Below are 25695 nucleotides of genomic sequence, written 5' to 3' on the forward strand. Positions count from 1 at the left end.
AGTGTTGACGCCCCAACAAGCCGGGCGTCTGGCTGTGCTCAGATGTCCCCTTGCTGGGCGGTTTCTTCGTTGCGGGGGTTCAAAATCGAATCGATCAGGATGGCCGCCAGCAGCACCACCCCTTTGACAATGTTTTGCACGGAATAAGAGATGTCCATGATGGTCATGCCGTTGAGCAAGGTGCCAATGAGCAGCGTGCCAATGATCACGTTGACCACCCCGCCCCGCCCGCCCGACAGGCCAATGCCGCCCAGCACCACCACCAGCACCACGTCGTAGACCATGGTCGAGTTGAAAATGCGCGTGGGCATGCTGTTGACCGAGGCTGCCATGACCAGTCCGGCAAACAGGCCCACCAGCGCCGCCAGCACAAACTGCAGAACCATGATGGGCCGCGTGGGAAGCCCGGTGGCGCGTGCCGTCATCGGGTTGTCGCCCATGGCATAGATGAAGCTGCCCGCCCGCATGCGACCCAAAAACAGCGAGAGCAAAGCCGCTGCCAGGCCAAACATGATGACCGGCATGGGAATGCCCAGCACCGAGCCTCGGCCCACCCACACCAGCGCGTCCAGGGCCTCTGGCCACTGCACGACTTCGAGCTGGAAGATGAAGGCCTGCCCCAGCCCCGCCAGAAAAAGACCCGAGGCCAGCGTGGTGAACAGCGACGGCACTTCGGCATAGGCGATCAGCCAACCGTTGAGCAGGCCAAAAGTCAGCGACAGGCACAGCGCGATGCCGATGGCCGGGCCGATGCCGTAACCGTTTTGCACCATCTGCAGCAAAAAGCCCGAGGGCACCGCCATGGCGGCGATCATCGAAATGTCGATGCCTCGGCCGATCACCACCAGCGCCATGCCCAGGCCCAAAATGCCCAGAATGGCCACGTTTTGCAGCAGCGTCAGCAGGTTGTCCACCTGCGCAAAGCCCGGCAAGAAAACCGCTAGCGCGGCAAACAAGACCACGAAAATGGCAAAAACAATGGTCTGCTGTGTGGCGCGTAACTTGATCATGGACATCTCACTCAGATAAGGGCGGCATGCAGGGACTGGCGCAGTTCGCGTTTGACGATCTTGCCGTTGAGGTTGCGCGGCAGCGGCTCGGTGCCGATGGTCCAGGTCTCGGGCACGGCGTAGTCGGCCAGCAGCCGGGCGCCATAGGCCTGCAAGGCGCTGGCCTGCGTTTGTTCGTTGAGTTCACGCACGCACACAAAGGCATGCACACGCTCACCCAGGACGGCGCAGGGCACGCCCACCAGCGCGGCATCGATGACCTGCGGGTGTTCGCACAAAATGTTTTCCACCGAGGCGCAATAGACCTTGTAGCCGCCCCGGATGATCACGTCCTTTTTGCGGTCCAAAATGCGCACAAAGCCCTCGGCGTCCATGCTGCCGATGTCGCCCGAATGCCAGAAGCCGCCGGTGAATTCGCTGGCCGTGGCCTGCGGGTTCTTCCAGTAACCGCTGACCACCATGGGGCCTGCAATCCAGATCTCGCCCACGCCACCACGCGGCAATTCGTTGCCCTGCTCGTCGACCACGCAAATCTCGCCGCAGGGCACCACCTGGCCCACGCTGTCGCGGTGCGCGGCAGTCTGGCCCGGCGGCATGATGGTGGCCGGCGAACAGGTCTCGGTCGCGCCATAGGCATTCATCAGCACCAGCCCGGGCAGCTTGACGGCCAGGCCATCGATGGTGGCGGTTGGCATGGACGCCCCGCCATAAGCCCCGATGCGCCAGTGGCTCAGGTCCTGGCTGGGCAGCTCGGGCAAGAGCAGACACAGGTTGTACATGGCCGGGACCATGATGGTGTGGGTGATTTTTTCGGCCGCAGCCATCCTGATGAAGTCGGCAGCCTTGAATTGCGGCATCACCACCATGCAGCCGCCGCAGTGCAGCATGGCGTACAACTGCGCCACCAACCCGGTCACATGGCTCAGCGGCACGGCCACCGCTGTGCGGTCTTGCGGGCTCAGGCCCATCAACTGCGCATAGTGCATGACCGAGTGCACGATGTTCAGGTGGCTGATCATGGCCCCTTTGGGACGACCGGTGGTGCCCGAGGTGTAGAGCAGGACCGCCAGATCGTCTTCGGCACCCTTGTGCGCAGAGGTCAAGGGCGGCGCCATCATCAGTGCGCCAAAGCTTTCAAAGCCTTCGCGTGCGGTGCTGCCCGTCACGATCCGGCACCTCAGATGTGGCAAGTTGTCTGCTGCGGGCTGCAAATCGGCCAGTTCGGCGCCACAAATCAGAGCCTTGGCTTCGGCGTTGTGCAGTGCAAATTCCAGCTCCACGCCACGGGCGCGAGAACTCACGGGCACCAACACCGCGCCCAGCCAGGCGCAGGCCAGGGTGGCGATCACAAACTCACTGCTGTTGCCCAGGTGCAGGGCCACCCGGTCACCAGCCACGATGCCGCGCTGGGCCAGGCCCCCGGCGCATTTGCAGGCGGCGTGGTGCAGCTCATGCCAGCTCAGGCGCAAATCGCCACACACCATGGCCGCGCCTTGCGGAAATTGGCGTGCCGCCGTCCCCAGCATCTGCGCAAGGGTGGCGGGGCGCTCGGCATAGCAACGCACGATGCGGTGGTCAAAATGGCTTTCGCGGCGGATGGCGGTGTTCAAGGTATCTCCTGCGAGGAGGGGGGATGGGCTGTCATGAGGCGCACTCAGCACTCCGCGCATGAGCATCTCGATGCAATGGCTGACAGCGTCTTGCAGGCTTTGGTCAGAATGCGCCTCGGGCCGGTACCAGCGCCCAATGCCGCTGATGGCCCCCACGACCGAGAAGGCGCCCACGCCCGGGTCACCCGTCACGATCCAGCCTTCGGCCATGCCTTGCGCAATCAGGGCGCGGAAATCGGCATCCACCTGGGCCTTGAGCTTGCGCAACTCATGGCGGCGCACCTCAGACAGCGGGTCCTCGCCCACACGGCTGACACACAAGCCAAAGTCGCCCGTGACCACGCTGGCATACACCTGCATGGCCGCACGCAGGCGTTCGCGTCCCTGCAGGCCTTGGGCCTGCAGCGACTGCAAGCCACTGCGAAACAGGGCCAGCTCGCGCTCTACACACTCGAACAGGATCTGCTCCTTGTTGTCGATGTAGTAGTACAGCGTCGGCTTGGTCACACCCAGGCTTTGCGCAATGTCGTCCAGTGATGTTCCCTGAAAGCCCTTGCGCGTGAACAGTCGCGCCGCCGACAAAAGCACGGCTTCTTTCTTGGTCTGGTGCTGATGTTCCCGCTCCAACCGCGCCGACCAGGGCGAATCCACCGATTGGGTAGCTTGTCTACCAGAGGTCTTCGCAGCAGGTTTTGTGGGCGTGGCAACCATCAAATCTCTTTTGAAAACAACAGTTACTGGCGGGTAACTGAATTGACTTGAAAGCAATGTAGGGCAAGACCCAGCACCCGCAGTCAGGGCATTCCCTGAGCTGCACTGCAGCATCTGTCGACTGCGCGACAGGGCTGGGGCCTTTGACGAGGGGTTGAGTTCAGAGAGAGATGAGGGGGTGGCTGCGTGGGTTTGTGCGCGTGTCGATACGTGGGGTGACATGTGACCTGCGTGACAGGGAGTCACACGGCTGACAGGCGCAAGCAGGCCAAAGCTTTCACACTTCGAACAATCTGCTTGCGACTTGGCCTTTGCCGCTGGCAATGACGCACCGACCAACGCTTCGCATGCGCTACTCAGCCCCACCTATGGAAATGGACGCTATGAACTTTGACATCCCCCCCGAATTGCAGGCGCTGCGCGAGCGCACGCGGCAGTTCATTGCCGAACAAGTGATCCCGCTGGAAGGCGACCCGCGCCACGGCCTGCACGGCCCGTCCGAAGACCTGCGCCGGGAGCTGGTGGCCCGCGCACGCGCTGCGGGTTTGCTCACCCCGCACGCCTCGGTGGAGATGGGCGGCCTGGCCCTGAGCCACATCGCCAAAGCGGTGGTGTTTGAAGAAGCCGGTTACTCCAATCTGGGGCCCACCGCGCTCAACATCCACGCCCCCGACGAAGGCAACATCCACCTCATGGAAGAAGTGGCCACGGCCGCGCAAAAAGAGCGCTGGCTGCGCCCGCAGGTGGCGGGCCTGACGCGTTCGTGCTTTGCCATGACCGAGCCCGATCCGGGCGCGGGCGCCGACCCGTCCATGCTGAGCACCACCGCCGTGCAAGAGGGCGACGACTACCTGATCAACGGCCGCAAGTGGTTCATCACGGGTGCCGATGGTGCCGATTACGCCATCGTCATGGCCCGTATGGAAGACGGCACGGCCACCATGTTTTTGACTGACATGGACCGCCCTGAAATCCGGCTGGAGCGCAGCATGGACGCCATGGACAACTGCTTCACCGGCGGGCACGGTGTGCTGTGCTTTGACAACTTGCGCATCCCTGCCAGCGACGTGCTGGGCGAGGTGGGCAAAGGCTTTCGTTATGCGCAAGTGCGGCTGGCGCCGGCGCGCCTGACGCACTGCATGCGCTGGCTGGGGCAGGCGCGTCGCGCGCATGAGATCGCCACCCAATACGCCAGCCGCCGCCGTGCTTTTGGCAAACCTCTGGCCGAGCACGAAGGCGTGGGCTTCATGCTGGCCGACAACGACATCGACTTGCACACCGCCCGCCTGCACATCTGGCACACGGCCTGGTTGCTCGACCAGGGTCAAAAATGCAATTTCGAATCCAGCCGCGCCAAGGTTGCCTGCTCTGAAGCCGAATGGCGCGTGGTGGACCGTTGCGTGCAGATTCTGGGCGGCCAAGGCGTGACCGCCGACACGCCCGTGATGCGCATCTTCATGGACATGCGCGCCTTTCGCATCTACGACGGCCCCAGCGAAGTTCATCGCTGGAGCATGGCCCGCAAAATCGTGCACCAGGCCACCAGCGACTGACCACAGTCAACGACCTCTGCGCAGGTCGGCACTCGCAGAGTCCGGCGGTTGCCCGCACAACCTCAGCGCCCGAATCACCCCCCTGTAAAGTCCTTGACCATGCTGCCGTACCACTGCAAGTCTTCTTGCCACAAAGCAGGGCGGCGGAAGTTGTCGTCGGTCACGGTTTGCAGGATGTGGCCCTCTGGCCCCATCTTGTAATCAAACTTCACGCTGATCGCTTCGAGCGGTTCGGTGTTGACCAGCATGAAGCACAGGTTGTCGATGATCAGCGGCTTCATGGCCTGGTTTTTGGACTGCTGGGCGATGTAGGTCGAGACGCTGCGGCCCATGCGGTTGGCCACATGGCCGCTCTTGGGGTAGTGGCCAAACTGCGGGGACACGGCTCCCACGCTGTCGCCAATCACGAACACGCTCGGGTCATCTTTCAGGTTGTAGAACTCGGGGTGTACCGCTGCCCAGTTGCTGGGTTTGCCATCCGGGGTTTTGCCAATGCTCCCCATTTTCCAGACCAGATCGGCCGCCTGGTGGTGGCCCATGAAGATGGCGTCGTCAAACTTGAAGTCGCCCGCCATGGTTTTGACCACCTTGTTGTAAGGGTCCAGTTCTTTCACGCCCGCGTTGGGCACATAGGTGATGGTGTCGTGGTAAAGCTCGTCAAAGGCCATACGGTAGCCGCCTCCAATGGGCGTCATGCGTGGCTTGGGGTCGAGGATCAAGATCTTCGCGGGAATTTTGTTTTTCTGGAAATGGTTGGCCATCAAACATGCCCGCTCGTAGGGCGAGGGTGGGCAGCGGTGCGGTGGTGGGGGCAGCGTCATGACGATGGTGCCGCCCTTGAAACTTTTGATTTTTTGCTTGAGCGCCAGGTGCTCTGCGCTGGGCACATAGGCGCTTGAAAAGTGTTTTTGTGTGTAGGCAGCTGCCGCGCGGTCGTTGCCAAACCAGGGCTCATAGGTCACGCGAATGCCGGCTGACACCACCAGCCAGTCGTAATCCACAAAGCCCTGCGCCGTGTGCACGCGCTTTTTGTCGCGGTCGATGTCGGTGATTTCGGTCTGCACAAAGGTGTAGCCCATGCGCTCGGCAGCGGCTGTGTACGAATGCATCAGGAATGAGGTGTCCACCACGTCCACCAACCACTTGTTGCTCAATGGGCAAGACCAGAAGATGGGGTTTTTTTCCAGAAGCACGACTTCCAGGTCAGGTGCGTCTTCGCGCAAATGGCGGGCGGCGGCCAGACCGCCCCAGCCACCCCCCAGAATGAGCACGCGGCGTTTTTTGCCCTTGGGCATCAATTCAGTGGTGGGTGAGAACAAAAAAGGCTGAGCGATGACAGCAGAGGACGCAGCAGAAAGCGCGCCCAGTGCTGCCGCGCCCTGGATGAGGGTGCGACGTGCGGGGGTCATGAAGGACTTCCGTGAATGAAAGGAGAAACCTGTCGGCGCATACGAGGAGCGGGGCTCCAATGCCTCGAAGGCAGGTGTTTCACGCGCCGGGGCGCGTGAGTGGGGGATGTTACGCGATCCATCGGGCTTTGCCGGACTGGCTTTGCCCGCATCCAGGCGTTTGAAAATGCCACCGAAATCCTGCGCCAGGGCGTTGTCAGCGCTTGCAACAAAACCGCCGATGTGTGCGCCAAGGTGCGCGGCGGGCGCTTGGCTCTGTGGCAAGCCCCGCCCCCAAGGCAATGGTTTCACTGCTCCTTGAGCACGCGGCGGTATTGCACGGCTTCGGCCACATGGCTGGCTTCGATGGTGTCGCTGCCTGCCAGATCGGCAATCGTGCGGGCAACTTTGAGGCTGCGGTGGGTGCTGCGCCCGCTCCAGCCGAGCTTGGCGGCGGCTTTTTGCAGCAAAGCCGTTGCCGCATCGCTCAGCCTGGCCTGCGCATCAATGGCCTGGCCTTGCAGTGCGGCATTGGCACCGCCTTGACGAACCAGCGCTCTTTGTCTTGCAGCCAGACTGCGGGCGGCGATGGCCTCGGTGCTTTCGCCCGGCGGCGCGTTCAGCAGGTCTTGCGCGGGCAGGCTGGGCACTTCGATGTGCAGGTCAATACGGTCCAGCAAAGGTCCGCTGAGTTTGCCCTGGTAGCGGCTGATCTGGTCGGGCGAGCAGCGGCAGGCCCGTGTTGTACTGCCCAAATACCCGCAGGGGCAGGGGTTCATGGCCGCGATCAGTTGAAAGCGCGCCGGAAACTCGGCCCGCCGCGCCGCCCGGGCGATGGTGATGCAGCCGGTCTCCAGGGGCTCGCGCAGGGCTTCCAAAGCGGCGCGGGGAAATTCTGGCAATTCGTCCAGAAACAAAACGCCGTTGTGGGCCAGCGAGATTTCGCCAGGCCGGGGCGGCGAGCCACCGCCCACCAGCGCCACCGCACTGGCCGAGTGGTGTGGTTGGCCCGTGGGGCGTTGCGCCCAGCGCGCCAGCTCAAAGCGCCCGGCCAGGCTGGCCACGGCGGCTGACTCCAGGGCCTCTTCGACCGACATGGGGGGCAGCAAACCCGCAAAGCGTTGCGCCAGCATCGACTTGCCCGAACCCGGGGGGCCGACCATCAGCAAGGAGTGAGCACCGGCGGCAGCGATCTCCAGCACACGTTTGACGACTGTCTGACCTTTCACATCGGCCAAGTCGGCGTAAGGTGGCGGGGCGCTGGGCGTGGTGGCGGCCATGCGCGCCCAGCCCTCGCCGGGCTCGGGTGGCGCTTCATTCGATGGTGGCAGGAATTGCTGCACCACATCGAGCAGGTGCCGCGCCCGAAAGACTTCAGCATCTGGCACCAAAGCGGCTTCTTCGGCGCTGCCCGGGGGCAGCACCAAGCGGGTGCGGACATTTTGCTGGCGCAGCACCAGGCTCATGGCCAGCGCGCCGCGCACCGGCCGCAGCTCGCCTGACAAAGACAATTCACCCGCGAATTCATGGCCTGCCAGCCGGGCCGCGTCAATTTGGCCGCTGGCCGCCAGGATGCCCAGCGCAATGGGCAAGTCCAGGCGCCCCGAGTCCTTGGGCAAATCGGCAGGGGCCAGGTTGACGGTGATGCGTTTGTTGTGCGGAAACTCCAGACCGCTGTTTTGCAGCGCCGAGCGCACCCGCTCGCGGGCTTCCTTGACCTCGACATCGGCCAGACCCACCAGCGTGAAGCTGGGCAGACCGTTGGCCAGATGCACCTCCACGGTGACGGCGGGCGCTTGCAGGCCCACCAAGGCACGGCTGTGCACCAAAGAAAGACTCATATCCCCTCCCTGCCCCATGCTGGTGCATGGCGTGTTCGCTGGCTCGCAGTCTTGGCGCGCCAGTCTCTTTTAAATGCCATTCAATCACGCACAGCGCCCCATTGCACGGGTGAATGCCCGAAGCCATAGCCCATAAAAGTTGGCACGGTCCCTGCTTAAAGGGTTTGTCCTCATCAACCTTCCAAGGAGTTCCATATGAAAAAGATCCTCGTTCCTTCCCTGATCGCTTGGGCCATCAGCGCGTTGGCGCCAGTGGCTCACGCCCAGACGGCTCCTGCCAGCAGCCTCTCGTTCAACGCCGGTGTGGTGTCTGACTACCGCTACCGTGGCATTTCTCAGTCGCGCCTGGAGCCTGCATTGCAAGGCGGTGTGGATTACGCCGACAAGAGCGGCTTTTATGTCGGCGCCTGGGGCTCTTCGATCAAGTGGATCAAGGATGCAGGTACGTTGACCGACACTGCCGGGGTTAAAGGTTCGGTTGAAGTCGATTTGTATGGTGGTTACAAAGGTACAGCGGGTGATGTGGCCTATGACGTAGGCTTCTTGCGTTACGAATATGTGGGTAACACGCTCAAGGACACTGGTTACGCCAACGCAAGCACCCATGAAGTTTATGGTGCTTTGACTTATGGGCTGTTCACCGCCAAGTATTCGCATGCCATCTCGAACCTGTTTGGTAACAACGACAGCAAGAACAGCTATTACATTGATTTGAGCGCAGCTCTGGATCTGGGTGATGGTTACAGCTTGGTGCCTCACGTGGGTTACCAAAAGATCAAAAACTGGAGCGAAGGCAGCTATACCGATTACGCCTTGACTTTGGGTAAAGATTTGGGCGGTGGCTTGTCTGCCTCTGCTGCAGTGATCGGTACAGATGCCAAAAAAGACGCTTATGTCAGCCCAGCAGGCAAGCAATTGGGTAAAGCTGGTGTCGTTCTGGGTCTGAAGTACAGCTTCTGATTTCGTCAAACATTTCAAAGGAGCCATCATGAAACTGGTGACCGCCATCATCAAACCCTTCAAGCTGGACGAAGTGCGTGAAGCACTCTCGGGCATTGGCGTGCAGGGCATCACCGTGACCGAAGTCAAAGGCTTTGGTCGTCAAAAAGGCCACACCGAGCTGTACCGGGGTGCCGAATACGTGGTCGATTTTTTGCCCAAGGTGAAGATCGAAGCCGCCGTGTCTGACGAACTGGTCGAGCGCGTGATCGAAGCCATCGAGTCCGGTGCGCGCACCGGCAAGATCGGCGACGGCAAGATCTTCGTGTACGACCTCGAACAAGTGATTCGCATCCGCACCGGTGAAACCGGCGGCGAAGCCCTCTGATGGACAAGAAAGAGAGTCGACCCATGAAAAAACTACTCGCTACCTTGGCCTTGGGCCTGAGTTTGAGCCTGGGCCTGTTGGGCGCCAGCTCTGTGGCCACCGCCCAGACCGCACCGGCCGCCGTGACGGCGCCAGCCGAAGCCAACGCCCCCGCAGCGGCCCCAGCTGCGGCTCCCGCTGCTGCGGTGACTGCTGCACCCGCAGAAGCAGCCCCCGTGCCTGTGCCCAACAAGGGCGACACCGGCTGGATGCTGCTGTCCACCTTGCTGGTGCTCATGATGGCCGTGCCTGGTCTGGCCCTGTTCTACGGCGGCCTGGTGCGCAGCAAGAACATGCTGTCGGTGCTCATGCAAGTCATGGTCACCTTCTCGATGATCCTGGTGCTCTGGTTCGTCTATGGCTACAGCCTGGCGTTCACCGAAGGCAATGCCTACATCGGGGGGCTGGACCGACTGTTCATGAAAGGCATCTGGGACAACGCCACAGGCACGTTCGCGAATGCCGCCACCTTCTCCAAGGGGGTCTACATCCCTGAAGTCGTGTTTGCAGCTTTCCAGGCCACCTTTGCGGGCATCACCTGCGCGCTGATCGTGGGCGCCTTTGCCGAGCGTGTGAAGTTCTCTGCCGTGCTGGCTTTCATGGTGCTGTGGTTCACCTTCAGCTACCTGCCGATCGCCCACATGGTCTGGTTCTGGATGGGGCCTGACGCTTACGCTTCCAAAGAAGTCGTGGACGAAATGACCTCCAAGGCCGGTCTGCTGTGGCAGTGGGGCGCGCTGGACTTCGCGGGCGGTACCGTGGTGCACATCAACGCCGCTGTCGCTGGTCTGGTCGGTGCCTTCATGATTGGCAAACGCGTCGGTTACGGCCGTGAATCCATGGCGCCTCACAGCCTGACATTGACCATGGTCGGTGCCGCCTTGCTGTGGGTGGGCTGGTTTGGCTTCAATGCAGGTTCCGCGCTCGAAGCCAATGGTTTCGCAGCTTTGGCCTTCATCAACACCATGATGGCCACTGCTGCCGCTGTGCTGGCCTGGTGCATGGGTGAAGCCCTGATGCGTGGCAAAGCCTCCATGCTGGGTGCTGCCTCTGGTGCTGTGGCTGGCTTGGTCGCCATCACGCCAGCGGCTGGCAACGTCGGCATCGGCGGCGGCGTGATCATCGGTTTCATCGCGGGTTTCGCCTGCCTGTGGGGTGTCAACGGCCTGAAGAAACTGCTGGGCGCTGACGACTCGCTGGACGTGTTCGGTGTGCACGGTGTGGGCGGCATCGTGGGGGCCTTGCTGACGGGCGTGTTCAACTCGCCATCCTTGGGCGGCCCCAGCGCCGTGGGCGACTGGGTCACGGTGAGCATGGTGACCGCTGACGCTTACTCCATCGCTGCACAAGTGTGGACCCAGGCCAAAGCCGTGCTGCTGACCATCGTCTGGTCGGGTGTGGTGTCGGTCGCTGCCTACAAGATCGTTGACCTGACCATTGGCCTGCGCGTTACGGAAGAAGAAGAGCGCGAAGGACTGGACATCTCCTCCCACGGCGAGTCGGCCTACCACGGTTGATGCCTTGAGTTCCGGGTGACACTTGTCACCCGTCTTCTAAACAGCCCGCTGCACTTCGGTCAGCGGGCTTTTTCGTGGCTGTTCAGATTGGATGAAGTCAGTTGTTTGCATGGACTCATACAGCCAACGCTTCAATGCCCTTTTTCTCGATGAGTTGCAGCAATTTGGCGGCGGCGCCACCGGGATGCTTGCCCGAAGCCGGGGACTCCCATTTTTGAACGGTGGATGGTCGAACATTCAGAAATCCAGCAAAAACCGTTTGGCTCATCTTGGCCTTCTGAATGCGAATTTGCGCAACCCGCTCGGGGAGATAGACCGGCGGCGGTGAGCACAAGGCCTTGATCTGGCCGAGGTCTTGGGCAGACAGCACCTTGTGCTTGCTGAGCAACAGGGCCATCTCCAGCATTTCGGCAGAGACGCGATCAGTTTTCGTCGTGGCAGTCATGGCAAATTTCCTTGAGTACACCTTCTATAACCAGTTCATCGAGCTTGGTGCTGTTGGCGGATTGCAGGGCCTGGCCCAGCAGTTGAGCTTGTTCAACGTTGGCGTTCGAAAAGTCTGTGCCGGGATCACTTTTCTGGCGTCCTGCCATGAAAAAGATACCGTGCTTGCCTTCTTTAGCGACCAGTGTTCGGGTAGCACCCCGCTTTCCTTGTCCATCTACAGCGATGCGTTTTTTGCACAAACTTTTGATGTGCTCATCCTGCATGCTGGATGATATGACTCTGGCAGTCGACAGCAAAGGCAAACAAAATACACGGTCATTTTGCCTTACAAGTAGACTCGATTTGAGCCCAATCTCTGTGCACAGATCACGCAGCGCCTCGCTGATCCCATGCAGGTAATGGCAAAAGCAATTCCCGCTTTTTTGCAGTCATCTGACGACATGATCGGGGCAGAACGATCCTGAACAGGAAAAGATGATTTATTTTGATCTTTGATCAGTACACTGCTCGACGTTAATGTTTCCTGTTCTAAGTTCTGCTAATGCATAAAGTGACGAATCCCAAATTACTCCAAGCGCCCTTGACCGCTCAAGGGAGGACGTTACTTGTGGCCAACTTAAGTCAAGAGTATTGAACGAGGAATAGGTTTGAAGCATGCTCGCAAATATGGCGTTGATTTTTACTCTTAATTGCTTTTGCCGATAGGTCTTAAAAATAGCATATGAAGTTACACCAACGCCAATTAAGGGATGTATAGCCCAAGCCGTTATAACCATAGCAAGTGTTGCTGGGAGATGCCATGGCCGACTTGTAAAATCGGCGATGTCAGTAGAGTGGTTGTTCTTTGGGGGGAAAAGACTTTTTATATAACGCTCGGTACCCATAGAATGTTTTCGCACTTCGATCACAGTTGCAATGTATTCTGAATAAGTAAGAACATTAAGAAAAAGCCAGTCGGCCATTTTTGTTCTCAGGCTACTGTTGTCAAGGTATTCGGAGAGTGCAGATAGCAGTTCTGATCGATTGATCTCAAGGTATGCCAAATCGCTTTCTATCTCTGCAGGCTGACGGTGCTTCCATTGCAGGAGAGGTGAGATCTTTTCAACAGTGCCTTCAACTACCCAAGTCCACATCAGTGCCTCAAATACTCGTTCATATAATTGGGTGGCTTGATGCTTATGATCATTTGGAGTTACTTCGATCAAGTCTTTAAGAGTTACGGTTTGCATGATTAAATATAAATTTCAAATTGTTTGAATTGATTGGGAAATGTGAAGAATGGTCGTTAATGGTTTAATGTTAATTAAAAAATTACGAATCATAGATGGAGGTGGCGTGAATAATTTTATTTACACGTTGACCGCTTGCTTGAGAGAGTTCAATATTGGGCGGATGGAAGTCAACCATGCGTTATCTAGCGAATCGAATTCGTGTACGAAAATATTAGCAGCTCCACGTTCAAAAATACCTCTAGCCGCAACGGTTTTGTGCAAAAGAACTAGCGTGGGTAAATTCAGCATGAGAGACATGGTTGCCTCAATCTGGTTCCACTCAGTTGGCAAGGTTAAATTTGATGATATTTGGTTGTTTTTGATATTACCTGAATGCATGAAAATTTGCGGTAAACCAAGAACGATGGTGCACTGACAATGCATCATTAGATTACGAACATCTTCGAATGGGCTCTTTAGCAGGCTGCTGAAATACTGACTCACTGAAAGCGTCAATTCAGCTGCGCGTTCGAGAATTCAGGCATCACAAAAAAACAGTTTGACATGCGCGGCGCAGACACCTTTACCGAGAGCTTGTTTCTGATGAAACGGCTGGATGATTTCGTACCTGCTGGACACCCTTTGCGAGCCATCCGTGAGATGGTCAATAAAGCACTGGTGGCCATGGACGGCTTGTTTGCGGACATGTATGAAGCTGACATCAAAGGCGGTCGCCCTAGCGTTGCCCCCGAGAAGCTATTGCGCGCCATGCTGCTGCAGGTGCTCTACAGCGTGCGCTCGGAGCGCATGCTCATGGAGCAAATTCAGTACAACATGCTCTTTCGCTGGTTTGTAGGACTGGCCATGGACGATGTAGTCTGGGTGCCCACGGTCTTCACCAAGAATCGCCAGCGACTCATTGCGCATGATGCGGTGGTCGAGCTGTTCAACCAGATCGTGGCGCAAGCTGATGAGCGCCAGCTGTTGTCGGGCGAGCACTTCAGCGTAGACGGCACTTTGATCCAGGCGTGGGCAGGCCACAAGAGTTTTGTGCCCAAGGATCGCCAAGATGGTGATGACAGCGATGGCAGCAACTTCCGCAACCAGCAGCGCAGCAACGAGACGCACGAATCCAAGACGGACGGTGATGCCCGGCTCTATCGCAAAGGCAAGACCGCCAGCGAACTGCGATTCATGGGCCACACACTTACGGACAACCGAAACGGCCTGGTGGTCAATGCCATGGTCACGCAAGCGGACGGCTACGCTGAGCGCGAAGCGGCCAAAGCGATGATCAACGATGTGCGCCAGTCGCATGAAGAAGAGACAACGCTCACGCTGGGGGCAGACAAAGGCTACGACGCGCAAGAATTCATCAAGGCCTTGCAGCAGATGAACGTGTTGCCGCATGTGGCGCAGAACAAATCAGGGCGTAAATCGGCCGTACCCGATGCAGTGGCCGACAGTGAGGGTTACGCCATGTCGCGGGAAAAACGCAAGCGCATCGAACAAGGCTTTGGTTGGGCTAAGACTGTGGGCCACATGCGCCAGGTGTTGGTGCGAGGTTTGGAGAAAGTCGATCAGATGTTTGTGCTGACGATGACGGCCTACAACCTCACGCGACTGCGCACGCTGGAACAGGTGCGTCTGCAAGGTGCCCGATGAGCGAAAAAAGCAGGGATAGGTGCGTCAAAACGCGGTTTTGAAGCGTTCCAAACCACTGGAATTTCAAAATGCGAAATGAAAATCTGAAAATGCATCTTCGGGGCAAGGTGGCCCCTCTGAATCGTTGAGTATTTCAGCAGCCTGCTAGGCGCATGCTGTAGCCAAAACGGCCATAAACCATTTTCTCGTCGGTATACATGAAACGGGCATCAACCTCATCACCCAACTGCAAGACATCTGCAGTCTTGAAGCCGCCTTGCATGCGGTTATAGCCGGTGTAACGTGAGCCTTGGTTGTCCAGCGAGATATCTCCCGTCGTTTTAGCCTTCTCGGAGACGATCACCGTCAAGTCACCTGTACCTGTTTCCTTGCCAGGACTGACCGCTGGCACCGCTTTGAAACCAGGAATGTCATTCATCAGCAAAATGCTGCGTTCCAGTTTGGAGGACTCAATCGGCTCACCAGACTTCAAATTGAACAGGTATTCCTGCATAAAGGACTTGATACGTTCATTGGATTTGACCGTCACATTTCCATAGAGCCCTTCGAGAATACCGATGGTCAATACGCCACCGTCCAGACTTTGAGCCGGAATATAAGCCCGTGCGAAGGGGTAACCATTGCTGCGGTAATGCTGACTGACTTTGTTGGCCAAGCTTCTGAAACCCGCCAGGTCATATGGCTTGCCTGTCACGTCGCCCAATACCGCCAACAACACTTCGTCACTGAACACCTCATTGCCGTTCAATTCGATCTTGCTCAGTCGCGCCTGAGGCCCCCCCGGGGCCACTTCTTTGGTCGCGTCGCCATCGAACTGCAACAAAAACGTTGATTCTGTCGGCGCAGTCAATGCAGTACGGTTTTGCTGTGTCACTGCACCCGAATCCAGCGGAACGCCTTGTGCATAAGAAGACATACAGACGGACAACAAAGTCATACCGAGCGGACCGAGCACGAAATTACATTTGATATTCATTTTTTTCTCACAATCACTCGGGTTTACTTGTCAGACTTTTCGAACTTGATTCCGCCATCGACCACATAAACTTGGTTAGGCGCTCCAGCTTGGTTGGCCAACAAGGACTCAATGGTCACAGCAGTCATACCGCCTGCATCATCGGCAGAAGCGATGCTCTGAGAAGAAGACTCCACATTCACAACACCCATACCACCAATTGACTGAACAGGCCCATTGCTGAAGTTAGGCGGTGCAATCACCACAGGCACCGGCGCAGGAGGCGCCATGACAACCGGTGACAAATTCAACGGTCGAATCGACGCCTGGGTAGTCACATCTTTGGCAGGGAACTCGCCATCGAAAGACACCACATAGTTGTCACTGTCAGCACCCTGCGCAAACGGGTCGCGCAAGAACACCTGCTTGTTCACACCCACTTGGCTGTCCACAAACTCTGCGCTTCGGAATCCCAGCGAGACCTGATCATTGCCAACCACACCAGTACCTTTGTCCGGCTTGACCAACGAAATGACCGCCTTGGCATCAACTTTGCCGTCAAACAATTTGTCTTCCGCTTTCGCGGTTGCCAGCAACTGGCGTGGTGTGATCTGGCCCTTCATTTCTGACTGAATCACACTGGGCAAACGGTAGTTCGATGCCAAAGTACCAGCGCCCATGGTGTAAGTCGGATTGCTCATCAAGACCTGCACCAAGTTCACATCCGACACGTTCTTGCTGGCCACAAAAAAGCCATCGCGGTATGAACCGAACTGACCCAGGCCATTGACCACACTCATCGACTCACCGGCCACAAGTCCGGTGAAACTGAAGTCCAGCAGCCCGGTCAAATTGGCCGTGCTGTTGCCGTCGTAAACCTTTTTGAAGGTATTGGCGGGGTTCAATGCCACTGCGCCAAGCTTCTTGGCAGCGATCGTGCCCTGCCCTGCCACAACGCTGTAGGAATAGTTGGTGGCCAAAAAGCCGCTATCAGCATCAGGGGTGAAGTCCGCTGCCGTCAGCGTGGTGGTCACTGAATTGGCTTCTTCCACATTTTTGCTGTTGAAGGAGCCTGTTGTTTTGGAAACGGTGGCACTCTCATTCATGACAAAACCTGTCAACGAGTAGCTGGCCTTGTCCAAGGTAGCCACGTCGTTGCCGTCGTAAGTCTTGGACGCTTGAACATTCACGGTCAACTCTTTGGGCGTGATCTTGAAATCCACCGTAGCGTCTGAACCGCCTGGCGCGGAAACGCCATAGCCCACTGGATTGGTCACTTCAGGGGCCGTTGGATCTTTTACAAACTTGACTTTGTAATCGCCAACGTTTTTCAGCTCGCCTGAATCGCTCTTCAAACTGTAGCTTCTCGGAATCCACTTGTTCTGAGCCAAGTAATCGTAGGCACTTGCCGGGCCACGATTGGCGTCCACATAAGCAGACTCCCATTTACGCAGTCCGCTCACATCCAGAGCAAGTTGTTCTTGAGTTGCGACTGCGTCATCTGCCACCTGGTTCACCCATGTCTTGCCGCTGTAAACCTTCTCGCTCGGAATGCTCAATGACAAATTGCCAGCATTTTGGCGGAAGGCAACAACCACAGGGGCGGTTGGTACATTGCTGAGGTCAGACGTTGCATCAGCCCCGTAAACATAAGAGCCCAAGGTGTAATGGCTGATGTAGCTGTCCGGCTTCTCTTCGGCCTTGTCGGCACTGCCTGTGTAAATCACAGCGCGATTGCCAGCATTCGAATCGATCTTGCCGGTAAATATGACGTTACCGCCTGTGTCATCACCTTTTTTCTTGGATGAACCAGCAGAAATGTCCAACCACACATCCTTGCCTACTCCTTCTGCATAGTAAGCTCGCCCTGCAAAAGTGATGTCACCAGTTCCTGTTGAGATCTTGCTTACCGAATCACGACCAACAAGAAGCGTATTGCCCGCAGCAACATCAATTGAACCCTCGCCACCAACAGCGATCGTGATGCTGCCCTGATAACTGTGGATCAACCCCTTTGTTCCATCTTCTGCAATTTTGATCTGACCGAACTGTGTTTTCAAATTGACATCGTCTTTGCCATAAACATAAACGTCTTTGCCTATGCTGATACCGCCTTTAGTCCCAACACCTTTACTCTCAAAAGAGGTAGCGCCCTGATAAGCAATCACCTGGCTACCTGCATCGATCTTGATCGCCCCAGCTGTCGCTATCATGGCCACATCACCGACAGGTGCGGCGTCACTGAATCGGGAAGCCTTGACCTCAACCTTTTCACCCAAGGTGATATCACCCGTATCCGCTGTCAAGGAGACGCCGGTCTCGCCGTTCACAGTGGTGTTGCCACCTAAAGTGATGCCAGTGCCTGCCTGGATAGCGGTCATACCGACGATGCTAGCCACTGAACTCGAGCTGCCCGTTGTGATGGCCCCCTTGGTCGCGGTCAAGATCACATCACCCGAGGATACATCCCCAGATCCTGAAGCCAACACCGTGACTTTTTCCCCCAGGGCGATATCACCTGTATCCGCTGTCAAAGAGACTCCGGCCGAGCCCTCCACGATGGTGTTGGCCCCCATGGTGATGCCAGTACTGGCCGTCTTCAAAGTCACCAAATCGTTGGCACTAACAAGGCTGCCTGCCGCTAAGGTGATACCACCCGTGGCACTGTCGCTGCTAATGAGTTTAATCTCGCCAACAGGTGTGACCACCTGACTGTTAGCCGCCACCGTGATGGCGCCTGCGCTGAGCTCAACACTCCCGCCAATCTCCTTGCCATCACCAATGCTGATGCCGTTGGCTGTAGTGCCGAACGTGCCCGAATAACTGAGCGTGCCAACCGTTAAGGGCTTGATGGAAGTGACCTTCAAGGCACCAGTGGCATTGGCTGCCAATGTGCCGATTTCAGCATCGGTAAAGGTGTAGTCCGTCTTGTTTTCACCTAACAACAACAAAGAACCCGCCTTGATGCCTGTCCATTTAGACGTGGCTTGATCCAGCAAGCCCAAGGTCATCTGTCCCGTGGTGGAGAATTTGGATGTGGCGAAATCGCCCTCTACCGTTGAACCAATCAATGTGAGGTTCTTGAATTCAGTCGCACCTGATGCGCTGGCGTTCATGGTGATCAGACCATGATCAGCAATATACGAACTGTCACCCCAACTACGGGAACGGCCTGCACTGGCATCGATCTCCAGTGTTTGACCTGTCGCCACAAGCTTGGCACCTGTAGCCCCCAGAGTCACATCCCCCGCAATGCCCATTTTGTTTTTGCTATCAGAGAGATCTGTATTGCCATTGAAGGTTTGAATCTTTACATCATTCGCAATCACGACTTCTTTTTTCGCATCTACTGTGACGTCACCGCTCTTGGTGATCAGATCCCCCCCCAAAGTCACCTTGTCTGCAACGTAGGATTGAGCAGCATAGGAATAGGTCCGGGAGCTGGAGTCAGACAGTCCCGTCGTCGTCACGTTTTCAACTGAGATATTGCCGTTCGCGGTCGAGCCTTCCGCATTCACGCTGAGAGACCCCACCGTGAGTGAGCTAATGTGCTTGCTGTCTGCAGCACTGTCCAACAAGGTGACATTGCCCGCAGCCCCCGTCACTGAAGAAGTGTCGAACAGTGCATGACCATAGCGTTTGTTCAAGGTAAACGAAGTCCCATCAAAAGTGATGGAACCACTGTCACCAGTACCCTCCTTATTGGTACGGATTGAGAAATCGCTATCAGTGTTTGAGTTTGTTGTCTGGTTGCCAGACATGGAGACCGCACCGCTGGCCTTGAAATCACCCGTAAGCCAAAACTTGCTGCCCGTGATGGAAACTTGTCCGGATTTGTTGTCCACCGAATTGGTGGTGAAACTCAGATTTTTCAGATAAGTACCATCGGAGCCTAGACCGGTAGTGAAAACGTCGGCATTGATGTTGCCCCCGCCCACCAAAGGATCGCTTGATTTCGCGTTGACATTCAAACTGAAGTTGTTTCCAACAATGTTGGAGGCGTAACTCGAAGAGCGAGAAGCCAGGTCAATGTTGCCAGGCTTCGACGCATCTGCGCCCTCGGCATCTTTGGTGTTGGTGTCAATTTGCGTGTCACTCAGTAATGTGTAGGTGTTGGCCGTCAAGCTCACGTTGCCACGATCGAACCCAGCGTTTTCGTTGGCACGGTGTGTGGTGGTGATGTCACCCTTCAGCGCAATATTGTCGGCATACACAGTGAAGTCACCCGACGTGACTTTGCCATCTGCAGTGCCGAACCCACCGATCTCGACGTCTTTGTTTTTAACGTACAAGCGGAAATTTCGGTTGTAGCCACTGAGTGCGGCAGAAGTCTTGTCGAACTTTAAGGAACTGCCATCGTCGGTGTAATTGAGTTGCTCCTTCACGCCATTGTTATGGTAAAGGTTCAGATTGACAGCATGTGCTGTGTTGGGCCTATCGTCCGAGATGGTGATGTCCTTGAAATGCGCGGCACTCAACTCATGCAAGGCAACATCGCCGCTTTTCACTGAACTGAAAGTGGAAATATTGAGGGTGTTGGTCTCGGCATTGAGTTGGTTGGCCGCCCCGCCTTTTTTAACTTTCAGGTCGTAACCGCCCCCTCCCAAGCTGCCTGCTTGAGCGCCACCAAGCGCCATGGAGAGGTTCAAGTTGCCCATGGTCAAATGAGGTGTGTCTTTGTTGGTTCCGTCAATGTACTTCTTGGCATGGTCAGCTTCGCCAAACCGCTTGGCATTGTCTTGCACCAACTTGTCTGAATAACCCAGCGCACTCGCGCCACTGTAGGCACTCAACGTCAGGGTTGCAGAACCCACGTCAACAGCATCGTCCATGAAGATGAGATCACGCGCTTTGCCATAAATTGCAGACGACAGGTCAAGGTTTTTGTTCGCCTTTTCGTCTGAGCGCGTGTAAATACCCGACATGCGCCCTTGGGTAGAAGATGGCGAAGGCGAAGTGCTCAAAGCAGCGCGGTCAATGGAATAAACAACCAGTTGGCGATCTTTGGTCGACTCCACGTTGAAGAAGTCGCCATTGCTAGAAAGGATGTGATGGCGTCCTTCTGCAGTTCCATAGTTATCGTCCATGGTGAACGACAAGGTGTTGTAGGCGCTGTTGGAAAGCCAGGTATCTCCCCCTGCATTGGCGACACGCAGAGAGGTGGTCTTGACCTCCAACGCCTGTTTGAAATTGACAGCATCTTCAGAGCCGGCCGATTCAGTGCCAATGTTCTTGGCATTAAGCGATACCGTTCCCGTGGCAACATCGATATCGGGACCGTCCGTCTTCGCGTCAGCAGGGGTGCTGGATCGGATGTAACCCGAGGGCTCATCATTCGATTGAGCAATCAGCATCACTGAAGATCCACGGGGAACTTGCAAAGAAGGGTCACCGCCAGGCACTGTTGAGCCGTCGGTGGATTTGATCGAACCACTGGTTAGCAAAATGTTGGGTGCCCGAATTTCCAAATTACCTGGAAGCTGCCCAGCCACACCGCCAGTCAACAAGACACCGCCCTTTTCAATCGACAAGACAGCGGGTACATCATTGTCATTGATGTCCTTTTGCTTCGCCGTGGCCATAGCCAGCACCTGAAGGTCCCCCTTCATATCGATACTTTGGACCCCATCGGTTGTCTCGGTCGTTTTGAGTACGATGTTGTTGTAATAACCAAGATCATTGCGGATGTAACTGCTGCCCTTTGTGTTAGTCACCTTCAGGTAGGACTGAGCACTCACGTCCGCGTCCACGCGCAAAGCGTTGGACGCTGCGCCGATGTCCCCATCGGCCACGATGTTAGCCACAGTTCCGTAGCCATTTTGAAGAATTTTTCCACTGTCAGCGGCCACAATGTTCTGCCCCGCAGTCATGTTCAAAGTGGTGGAATTGGCAGTGATGTTGCCTGCCACGGTGATGTCTTTCGCCGCCGTCAAACTGATCGTGCTGGGCGTTTCATACCAAAAACCTGGCGTAAAAGAATAATCCCATTGGCCATTGACCACGGTTTTCTTGAAGACGTTTCTCAGTCCGGTTTGGCCAAACTTGTATATGGTTGAACCACTACCGAGCTTGATATCGTTGTCGACATTGACCACCAACGAGCCTCCGCCGACATCTAGCTTTGCACCGGCCTGCATCACAAAGTCATGGCCTTTGGCATCGACCTTGTCTACATCGGTAATGCTGGTGGGCCAAGGCGTTGCTCCCGCTGGTTTGAAATTACCGACATAAACGTTACCGCTGTTGGTCGTGATGTTGCCCTTTTCGCCGATGACGACATCGCCCAACGCATCCAGGACCAGGTTCAGTCGACCCCGGCCATAACCCGAGTTGATCTTTTCATTGATGGTGATGTCACGCCCTGACTGCAGGGTCAAAGTGACATCTTGTGGCAGTGATTGACCTTTAAGTGGACCGTCTGCTGTAACGATGGAAGCGGCAGGCTTTTCCATCGCTTCATCAACCACGATGTTCCAGCCTTGCTTTGTCAATTCTGTGGTCAAGTCCGTGCCATTGGCTTTGGCAGCCTTCTGGATCTTTGAAAAGTCACCCACCAGGTCTGTGGCATTGACCTTTTGATCTTTATCGAGCAAGTTGACCCTGGTCACGAGCACGCCGGGCGTGCCTGTTGTGCCAGCCGTTGAAGCCGACAAATCCACCCCTGTAGGACCCGTTGTTGTGATTGTTTTTGTGGCGTCGTTGGGGTCAGGTGCCACAGTCACCACGACTGTACGCACATGAACATCTGCAGCCCTGGCTGTCCAAGTACCCAGCTGCGACGAATCACTGCTTGAGAGCGTCTTGACTTGTGCGCCATCTTCCGCATTAAGCTTGAATGCAGCATTGGTCGTCACCGCACCAGCCACATTGCCACTGGCGTCTAACACAGCCTTGCTCTTCAAGGTGATGTTGGCCGCATTGACTGTGATGTCGGCAGCTTCGGAGACACCGGAGGTGGATTGAACCAAGCCATTGATCGAGGCATCACCCAAAGCCGACAAACTCACAGAACCTTGTCTGGCGATCAATTGGCTATTGTCCGTCAGCGTGATGTCCTTGTTGGCTCTCAAAGTGATCGTGCCGGACTTCACCACGCCTGTCGCAGCGTTCTCAATAGATCCTGCGGACGGCGTTGAACCCATCCCAGCGAACATGGTTACCGTGCCGCTTTGACCGTCTTCACCCGTGATGATGCTGCCCGCGTTTTTCAGGTCGAGATTGGCGGAAGTCACCTGGATTGAAGCTGCTGCATTCGTAGCCAACAACTGGCTGTTTTTACCCAAGTCAATCAAATCGCCCGACAGAGAGATGGAAGATCCACTTTGGATCAAACCATCGTTGCTCATCGCGCCCAAAGCCTTCAATTCGATTGGGCCAGCACTGGCAATCAACTGGCTCTTGACGATGGCATCAGGGTCTGTGACATCCGCTTCCAATTTGATGGTTGTGCCATCCAGGGTGATTGCCCCGGACTTGACCAGACCACTTGCCGCATTCTTGATGTTGCCGCTGGCCTTCAAGTCAACCGTGCCCGAGGCACCTTCAGCGCCCGTGATGATGCTGCCGGCGTTTGAAAGATCTGCCGCAGTACTGAGCTTGATGGAAGCATCCGAAGTGTGGTTTGCAATCAGCTCATTGCCACTCGCCAAAGTGATGGTCCCGCCTGTCAACTCAATCGACGCAACGCCCTCAACCTTGGGGCCTGTAGCGATAAGTTGACTCTTGTCGAGCTTGTAGCTGTTGCCATCTGACGCCTCATTTTTGGGGACTTTGGCCACATCCAAAGTGATGACGTCACCCACCATGGAGATTGAGCCCGCTTCAATCACACCCGAATTGTTGATGGCAGATTTGATCAGTGCTTCATGCGCTACGGCTGTGAGTAACACACGACCGCCTTGAGCAGTGATCCAGCCACCATTCTCAATCAGCGCATCCATGATTCCTTTGTTCACAGTGATGGCAGGAACACCCTCAGCAAGCTGGAGCAAAACCTCATCGCCTGCAGCCAACATCACATTCTTGGCCGTGATTTTTCCGCCTTTGTCGGCCAATGGCGTGTCCTTGTCACTCACGTTCACCGCATTGACGATTTTGGCCGCGATCATGACCACATACCCATCCGAGCCAGCTTTGATCTTGCCCTCGTTGCGGATCTCTGCCACCGATGCCATCGTTCCCGCTTCACCTTCATCAACCTTAAACAGGAATTTTCCAGCGTTGAAGTCTTCATCGCTGATGTTGCGTGTAGACGCCACAATGCCGCCCACGTCAACTTGAGCACCTTTAGCAAAAGTGATGCCCGCAGGGTTGATCAGGAAAATTTGACCATTGGCTGTGATTTTCCCTTCAATCAACGAGCGCGAGATCATCAGGCTTCCGGCGTTTACGCCAATCACTCGATTCAAAGCAATCGATGCTGCATCCGGTTGAGCAAATGAAACGGTTTTGTCCGCTCCGACGTTGAAACTTTCCCAGTTCAAAACAGCTTTTGCAGCAGTCTGCGTAACCGTCATGACGTTGCCTGCAGTCGCAACGGATGCATTAACTGCTGGAGTCTTCGCACTGTCTGTTGTAAGCACAGGCAAGGTCGGTGACACCCCTTGCGCATGCGCCATCGCACAAGCCATCATCACCGACGTCGCGGCAAATGAACGCAATGCACCTTGACCGCAAGCGCCAGCACCTTTTCTCACGGACTGGGTTTTGCCGCCAGATCGGCCAATTTCTGACACAGCTTGCCAGACGTTGGTGCAGGCGTTCCAAATGACGCGGTAGATGTTGTTCATTGCAGCTTTCCTGATGGTGCGATGGGTTCAAGGCATGCGCTTGTGTGCAGGAAAAACCAGGCAATCAGCAAGCGCAACAGCCTCTTCACGCACTTGGGATGCGTAAATTGGCTTAGGCTTTGCTAATTTTACAGATTGTCAGAGATTAAAACCAACAATACTCAAAAAATATCGCTTTTGACGTTTATTTCGAAAATTCACATTGAATATAAAGAATTTCAGTATCTCTATAGCAAGCCATGCCAAGCCCGAAAGATCAGTTCGACATGGCTTTCACATTGCAGCAAAGCTTGTAGCCTTCAACGCGAATGAACTGGATGGCGGGCAATTCAGCACCACAAGACACCAGCTTTTTCCGCAGGCAACCCAAGCGGACTTCCACGTTGTATTTGCTGATGTCCGGTCCTCCCGACAGGTGTTGCGCCACCTGCCAATGCTCCAGTTTGCGATCCACCGCACGGGCCAAGGCGCCTGATCACACCACCTCGGCTTGTGTCAAACCGATTTGTGCAATGGGTCCTTTGACCAACAACCGTGAAGTGTTCAAAACCATGCCCATGTCGACCCGAGTCATCTGCCTTTTTATGCGTTGGCCCAAATTGGCGACCACCGTCAGCAATGCTTCTGATGCCAAGGGCTTGGGCAAATAGACATCAGCACCGTGGGCATACACGTCAATCCGATTCTTAATTCTGGTGCGGGCAGACGCCAAAATGATGGTCGTGTGTGGAGGGCTCTGCTGTATTCTGTTGACAAGGCTGAGCCCGGCTTCCCCCGGCAAATTCAGGTCAATGACTTAAAGCTCGGGCAAAAAGTCCGGAAATTTGTCATCAACATCCTCGGCCAATGTCACGCCAGCCACTTGATGACTGTGCTGTATCAGCAGCTCAATCGTGGCGATACGCAAGACTTCATCGTCTTCAATTACTAATATTTTAATATTCAATATTTAACACAAAATTAATATTTATAGCAAATTAAATTCACAACTAAAACTCAAATGAACCGAACAAAATTTAACAAGAAATCAAGGTTAAAGATTCATCTTTTCGGTATTTTTCAACAGATGCAAACATCCCACACAAGCTGCGGGACAGATGGCAGGCCTGATTCAAGGCGGGTGCCAATACCAAGAAGCTCCAACAATTCAGAGACCGAATACAAGCCAAAGCCTGAACCCGCTTGTCGATAGGCATTCTGACTTATGTGATATTTTGAACACTTGCAGAGGGTTCGGAACAACGGCTTCGCCAACCGCATTGCAGATTCGGATTCCAATGCCGGGGTTGTTGGCAAACGGCTCTTCGTCATTCCGTGTGGAACTTGACTTGAAAAATACAATGCAGCAACCGAGCCCGGTGGTGTTTGTTGGCAACAGGCGCAGTCGGCTGCTCACAAATCCTCATGGCGGATGTCCGTTCATCAACTGAAGATCCGTAAATGGCTATTGGAATCGAATCTTTGTTCACCAGTGCGCTGGGCTTGTCTGCCCCGTGGCGCGTTGAAAACGTCAACCTTGACACGGCCCGCCGTCGCATTGACTTTGATCTCACCTGTGATGCCAAGCGTCTGGCCTGCCCCGTGTGTGGCTTGCTCGATCAAGGCATTCATGACCGACAAAAACGCCAATGG

Annotated in this window: 17 protein-coding genes and 1 pseudogene; 7 read left to right on the forward strand and 11 right to left on the reverse strand. The window is 55.9% G+C overall.

Annotated features, from left to right (window positions below):
• Positions 1–38: 38 nt before the first annotated feature.
• A complete protein-coding gene (locus AMM33_RS17470) occupies positions 39–1010 on the reverse strand; it encodes an ABC transporter permease (protein WP_090142553.1) in 972 nt (323 codons plus the stop codon).
• An 11-nt stretch (positions 1011–1021) separates the two neighbouring features.
• Entirely contained in the window at positions 1022–3331 is a 2310-nt protein-coding gene (locus AMM33_RS17475) for an AMP-binding protein (protein ID WP_090142554.1), read from the reverse strand.
• A 383-nt stretch (positions 3332–3714) separates the two neighbouring features.
• Here AMM33_RS17475 and AMM33_RS17480 point away from each other — a divergent pair, with 383 nt between their 5' ends.
• Positions 3715–4884 (forward strand): acyl-CoA dehydrogenase family protein, encoded by a 1170-nt coding sequence (locus tag AMM33_RS17480; RefSeq protein ID WP_090142555.1) that lies wholly within the window; start codon positions 3715–3717, stop codon positions 4882–4884.
• A gap of 74 nt (positions 4885–4958) precedes the next feature.
• Here the strand turns inward: AMM33_RS17480 and AMM33_RS17485 are convergent, their stop codons facing one another.
• Together AMM33_RS17485 and AMM33_RS17490 are read right to left on the reverse strand one after the other, a co-directional pair.
• Positions 4959–6293 (reverse strand): NAD(P)/FAD-dependent oxidoreductase, encoded by a 1335-nt coding sequence (locus tag AMM33_RS17485; RefSeq protein WP_090142575.1) that lies wholly within the window; start codon positions 6291–6293, stop codon positions 4959–4961.
• A gap of 287 nt (positions 6294–6580) precedes the next feature.
• Positions 6581–8113 carry a YifB family Mg chelatase-like AAA ATPase gene (locus tag AMM33_RS17490; protein WP_090142556.1) on the reverse strand — a complete coding sequence of 511 codons (1533 nt, stop codon included), beginning with the start codon at positions 8111–8113 and terminating at the stop codon, positions 6581–6583.
• Positions 8114–8308: 195 nt separating this feature from the next.
• Between AMM33_RS17490 and AMM33_RS17495 the strand changes: the two genes are divergently transcribed.
• From AMM33_RS17495 to AMM33_RS17505, 3 genes are read left to right on the forward strand one after another with little or no spacing between them, the layout of a single operon-like run.
• A complete protein-coding gene (locus AMM33_RS17495) occupies positions 8309–9073 on the forward strand; it encodes a TorF family putative porin (protein WP_090142557.1) in 765 nt (254 codons plus the stop codon).
• 28 nt (positions 9074–9101) lie between these two features.
• Positions 9102–9440, forward strand: a complete 339-nt coding sequence (glnK, locus tag AMM33_RS17500; protein ID WP_053173185.1) for a P-II family nitrogen regulator — start codon at positions 9102–9104, stop codon at positions 9438–9440.
• A gap of 23 nt (positions 9441–9463) precedes the next feature.
• Positions 9464–10996 carry an ammonium transporter gene (locus AMM33_RS17505; protein WP_090142558.1) on the forward strand — a complete coding sequence of 511 codons (1533 nt, stop codon included), beginning with the start codon at positions 9464–9466 and terminating at the stop codon, positions 10994–10996.
• Positions 10997–11111: 115 nt separating this feature from the next.
• Here AMM33_RS17505 and AMM33_RS17510 read toward each other — a convergent pair whose 3' ends face one another.
• The 3 genes from AMM33_RS17510 to AMM33_RS22080 form a co-directional block, all read right to left on the reverse strand.
• Positions 11112–11441: a helix-turn-helix domain-containing protein gene (locus AMM33_RS17510; protein ID WP_090142559.1), complete on the reverse strand. Its 330-nt coding sequence runs from the start codon at positions 11439–11441 to the stop codon at positions 11112–11114.
• Positions 11419–11706: a type II toxin-antitoxin system RelE/ParE family toxin gene (locus AMM33_RS17515; protein ID WP_090142560.1), complete on the reverse strand. Its 288-nt coding sequence runs from the start codon at positions 11704–11706 to the stop codon at positions 11419–11421. Before AMM33_RS17515 ends, AMM33_RS17510 begins: the two co-directional genes overlap by 23 nt.
• 216 nt (positions 11707–11922) lie before the next feature.
• Entirely contained in the window at positions 11923–12672 is a 750-nt protein-coding gene (locus AMM33_RS22080; RefSeq protein WP_194945536.1) for a hypothetical protein, read from the reverse strand.
• A 546-nt stretch (positions 12673–13218) separates the two neighbouring features.
• Here AMM33_RS22080 and AMM33_RS17520 point away from each other — a divergent pair.
• The gene (locus AMM33_RS17520) at positions 13219–14319 is read left to right on the forward strand and encodes an IS5 family transposase (RefSeq protein WP_090142561.1); all 1101 of its coding nucleotides are present in this window, start codon (positions 13219–13221) and stop codon (positions 14317–14319) included.
• A gap of 133 nt (positions 14320–14452) precedes the next feature.
• Here AMM33_RS17520 and AMM33_RS17525 read toward each other — a convergent pair whose 3' ends face one another.
• From AMM33_RS17525 to AMM33_RS22750, 4 genes are all read right to left on the reverse strand, one after another.
• Entirely contained in the window at positions 14453–15235 is a 783-nt protein-coding gene (locus tag AMM33_RS17525; protein WP_194945538.1) for a ShlB/FhaC/HecB family hemolysin secretion/activation protein, read from the reverse strand.
• Between the two features lie 83 nt (positions 15236–15318).
• Positions 15319–24063 (reverse strand): two-partner secretion domain-containing protein, encoded by an 8745-nt coding sequence (locus AMM33_RS17530; protein ID WP_090142563.1) that lies wholly within the window; start codon positions 24061–24063, stop codon positions 15319–15321.
• 256 nt (positions 24064–24319) lie between these two features.
• On the reverse strand, positions 24320–24517 hold the full coding sequence (locus tag AMM33_RS17535; RefSeq protein WP_194945539.1) for a hypothetical protein: 198 nt from the start codon (positions 24515–24517) through the stop codon (positions 24320–24322).
• A 21-nt stretch (positions 24518–24538) separates the two neighbouring features.
• A complete protein-coding gene (locus AMM33_RS22750) occupies positions 24539–24844 on the reverse strand; it encodes a response regulator transcription factor (protein WP_194945540.1) in 306 nt (101 codons plus the stop codon).
• On the opposite strand from AMM33_RS22750, the gene AMM33_RS22090 reads away from it, so the two are divergent.
• Together AMM33_RS22090 and AMM33_RS17545 are read left to right on the forward strand one after the other, a co-directional pair.
• Positions 24725–24994, forward strand: coding sequence for a hypothetical protein (locus AMM33_RS22090; RefSeq protein WP_194945541.1), 270 nt, complete (start codon positions 24725–24727; stop codon positions 24992–24994). The genes AMM33_RS22750 and AMM33_RS22090 overlap by 120 nt on opposite strands.
• A 509-nt stretch (positions 24995–25503) precedes the next feature.
• Positions 25504–25695, forward strand: a pseudogene (locus AMM33_RS17545) (ISL3 family transposase); the annotation flags it as partial.

Source organism: Limnohabitans sp. DM1 (assembly GCF_001269385.1).
In the GTDB taxonomy this organism is placed as follows: domain Bacteria; phylum Pseudomonadota; class Gammaproteobacteria; order Burkholderiales; family Burkholderiaceae_C; genus Limnohabitans_A.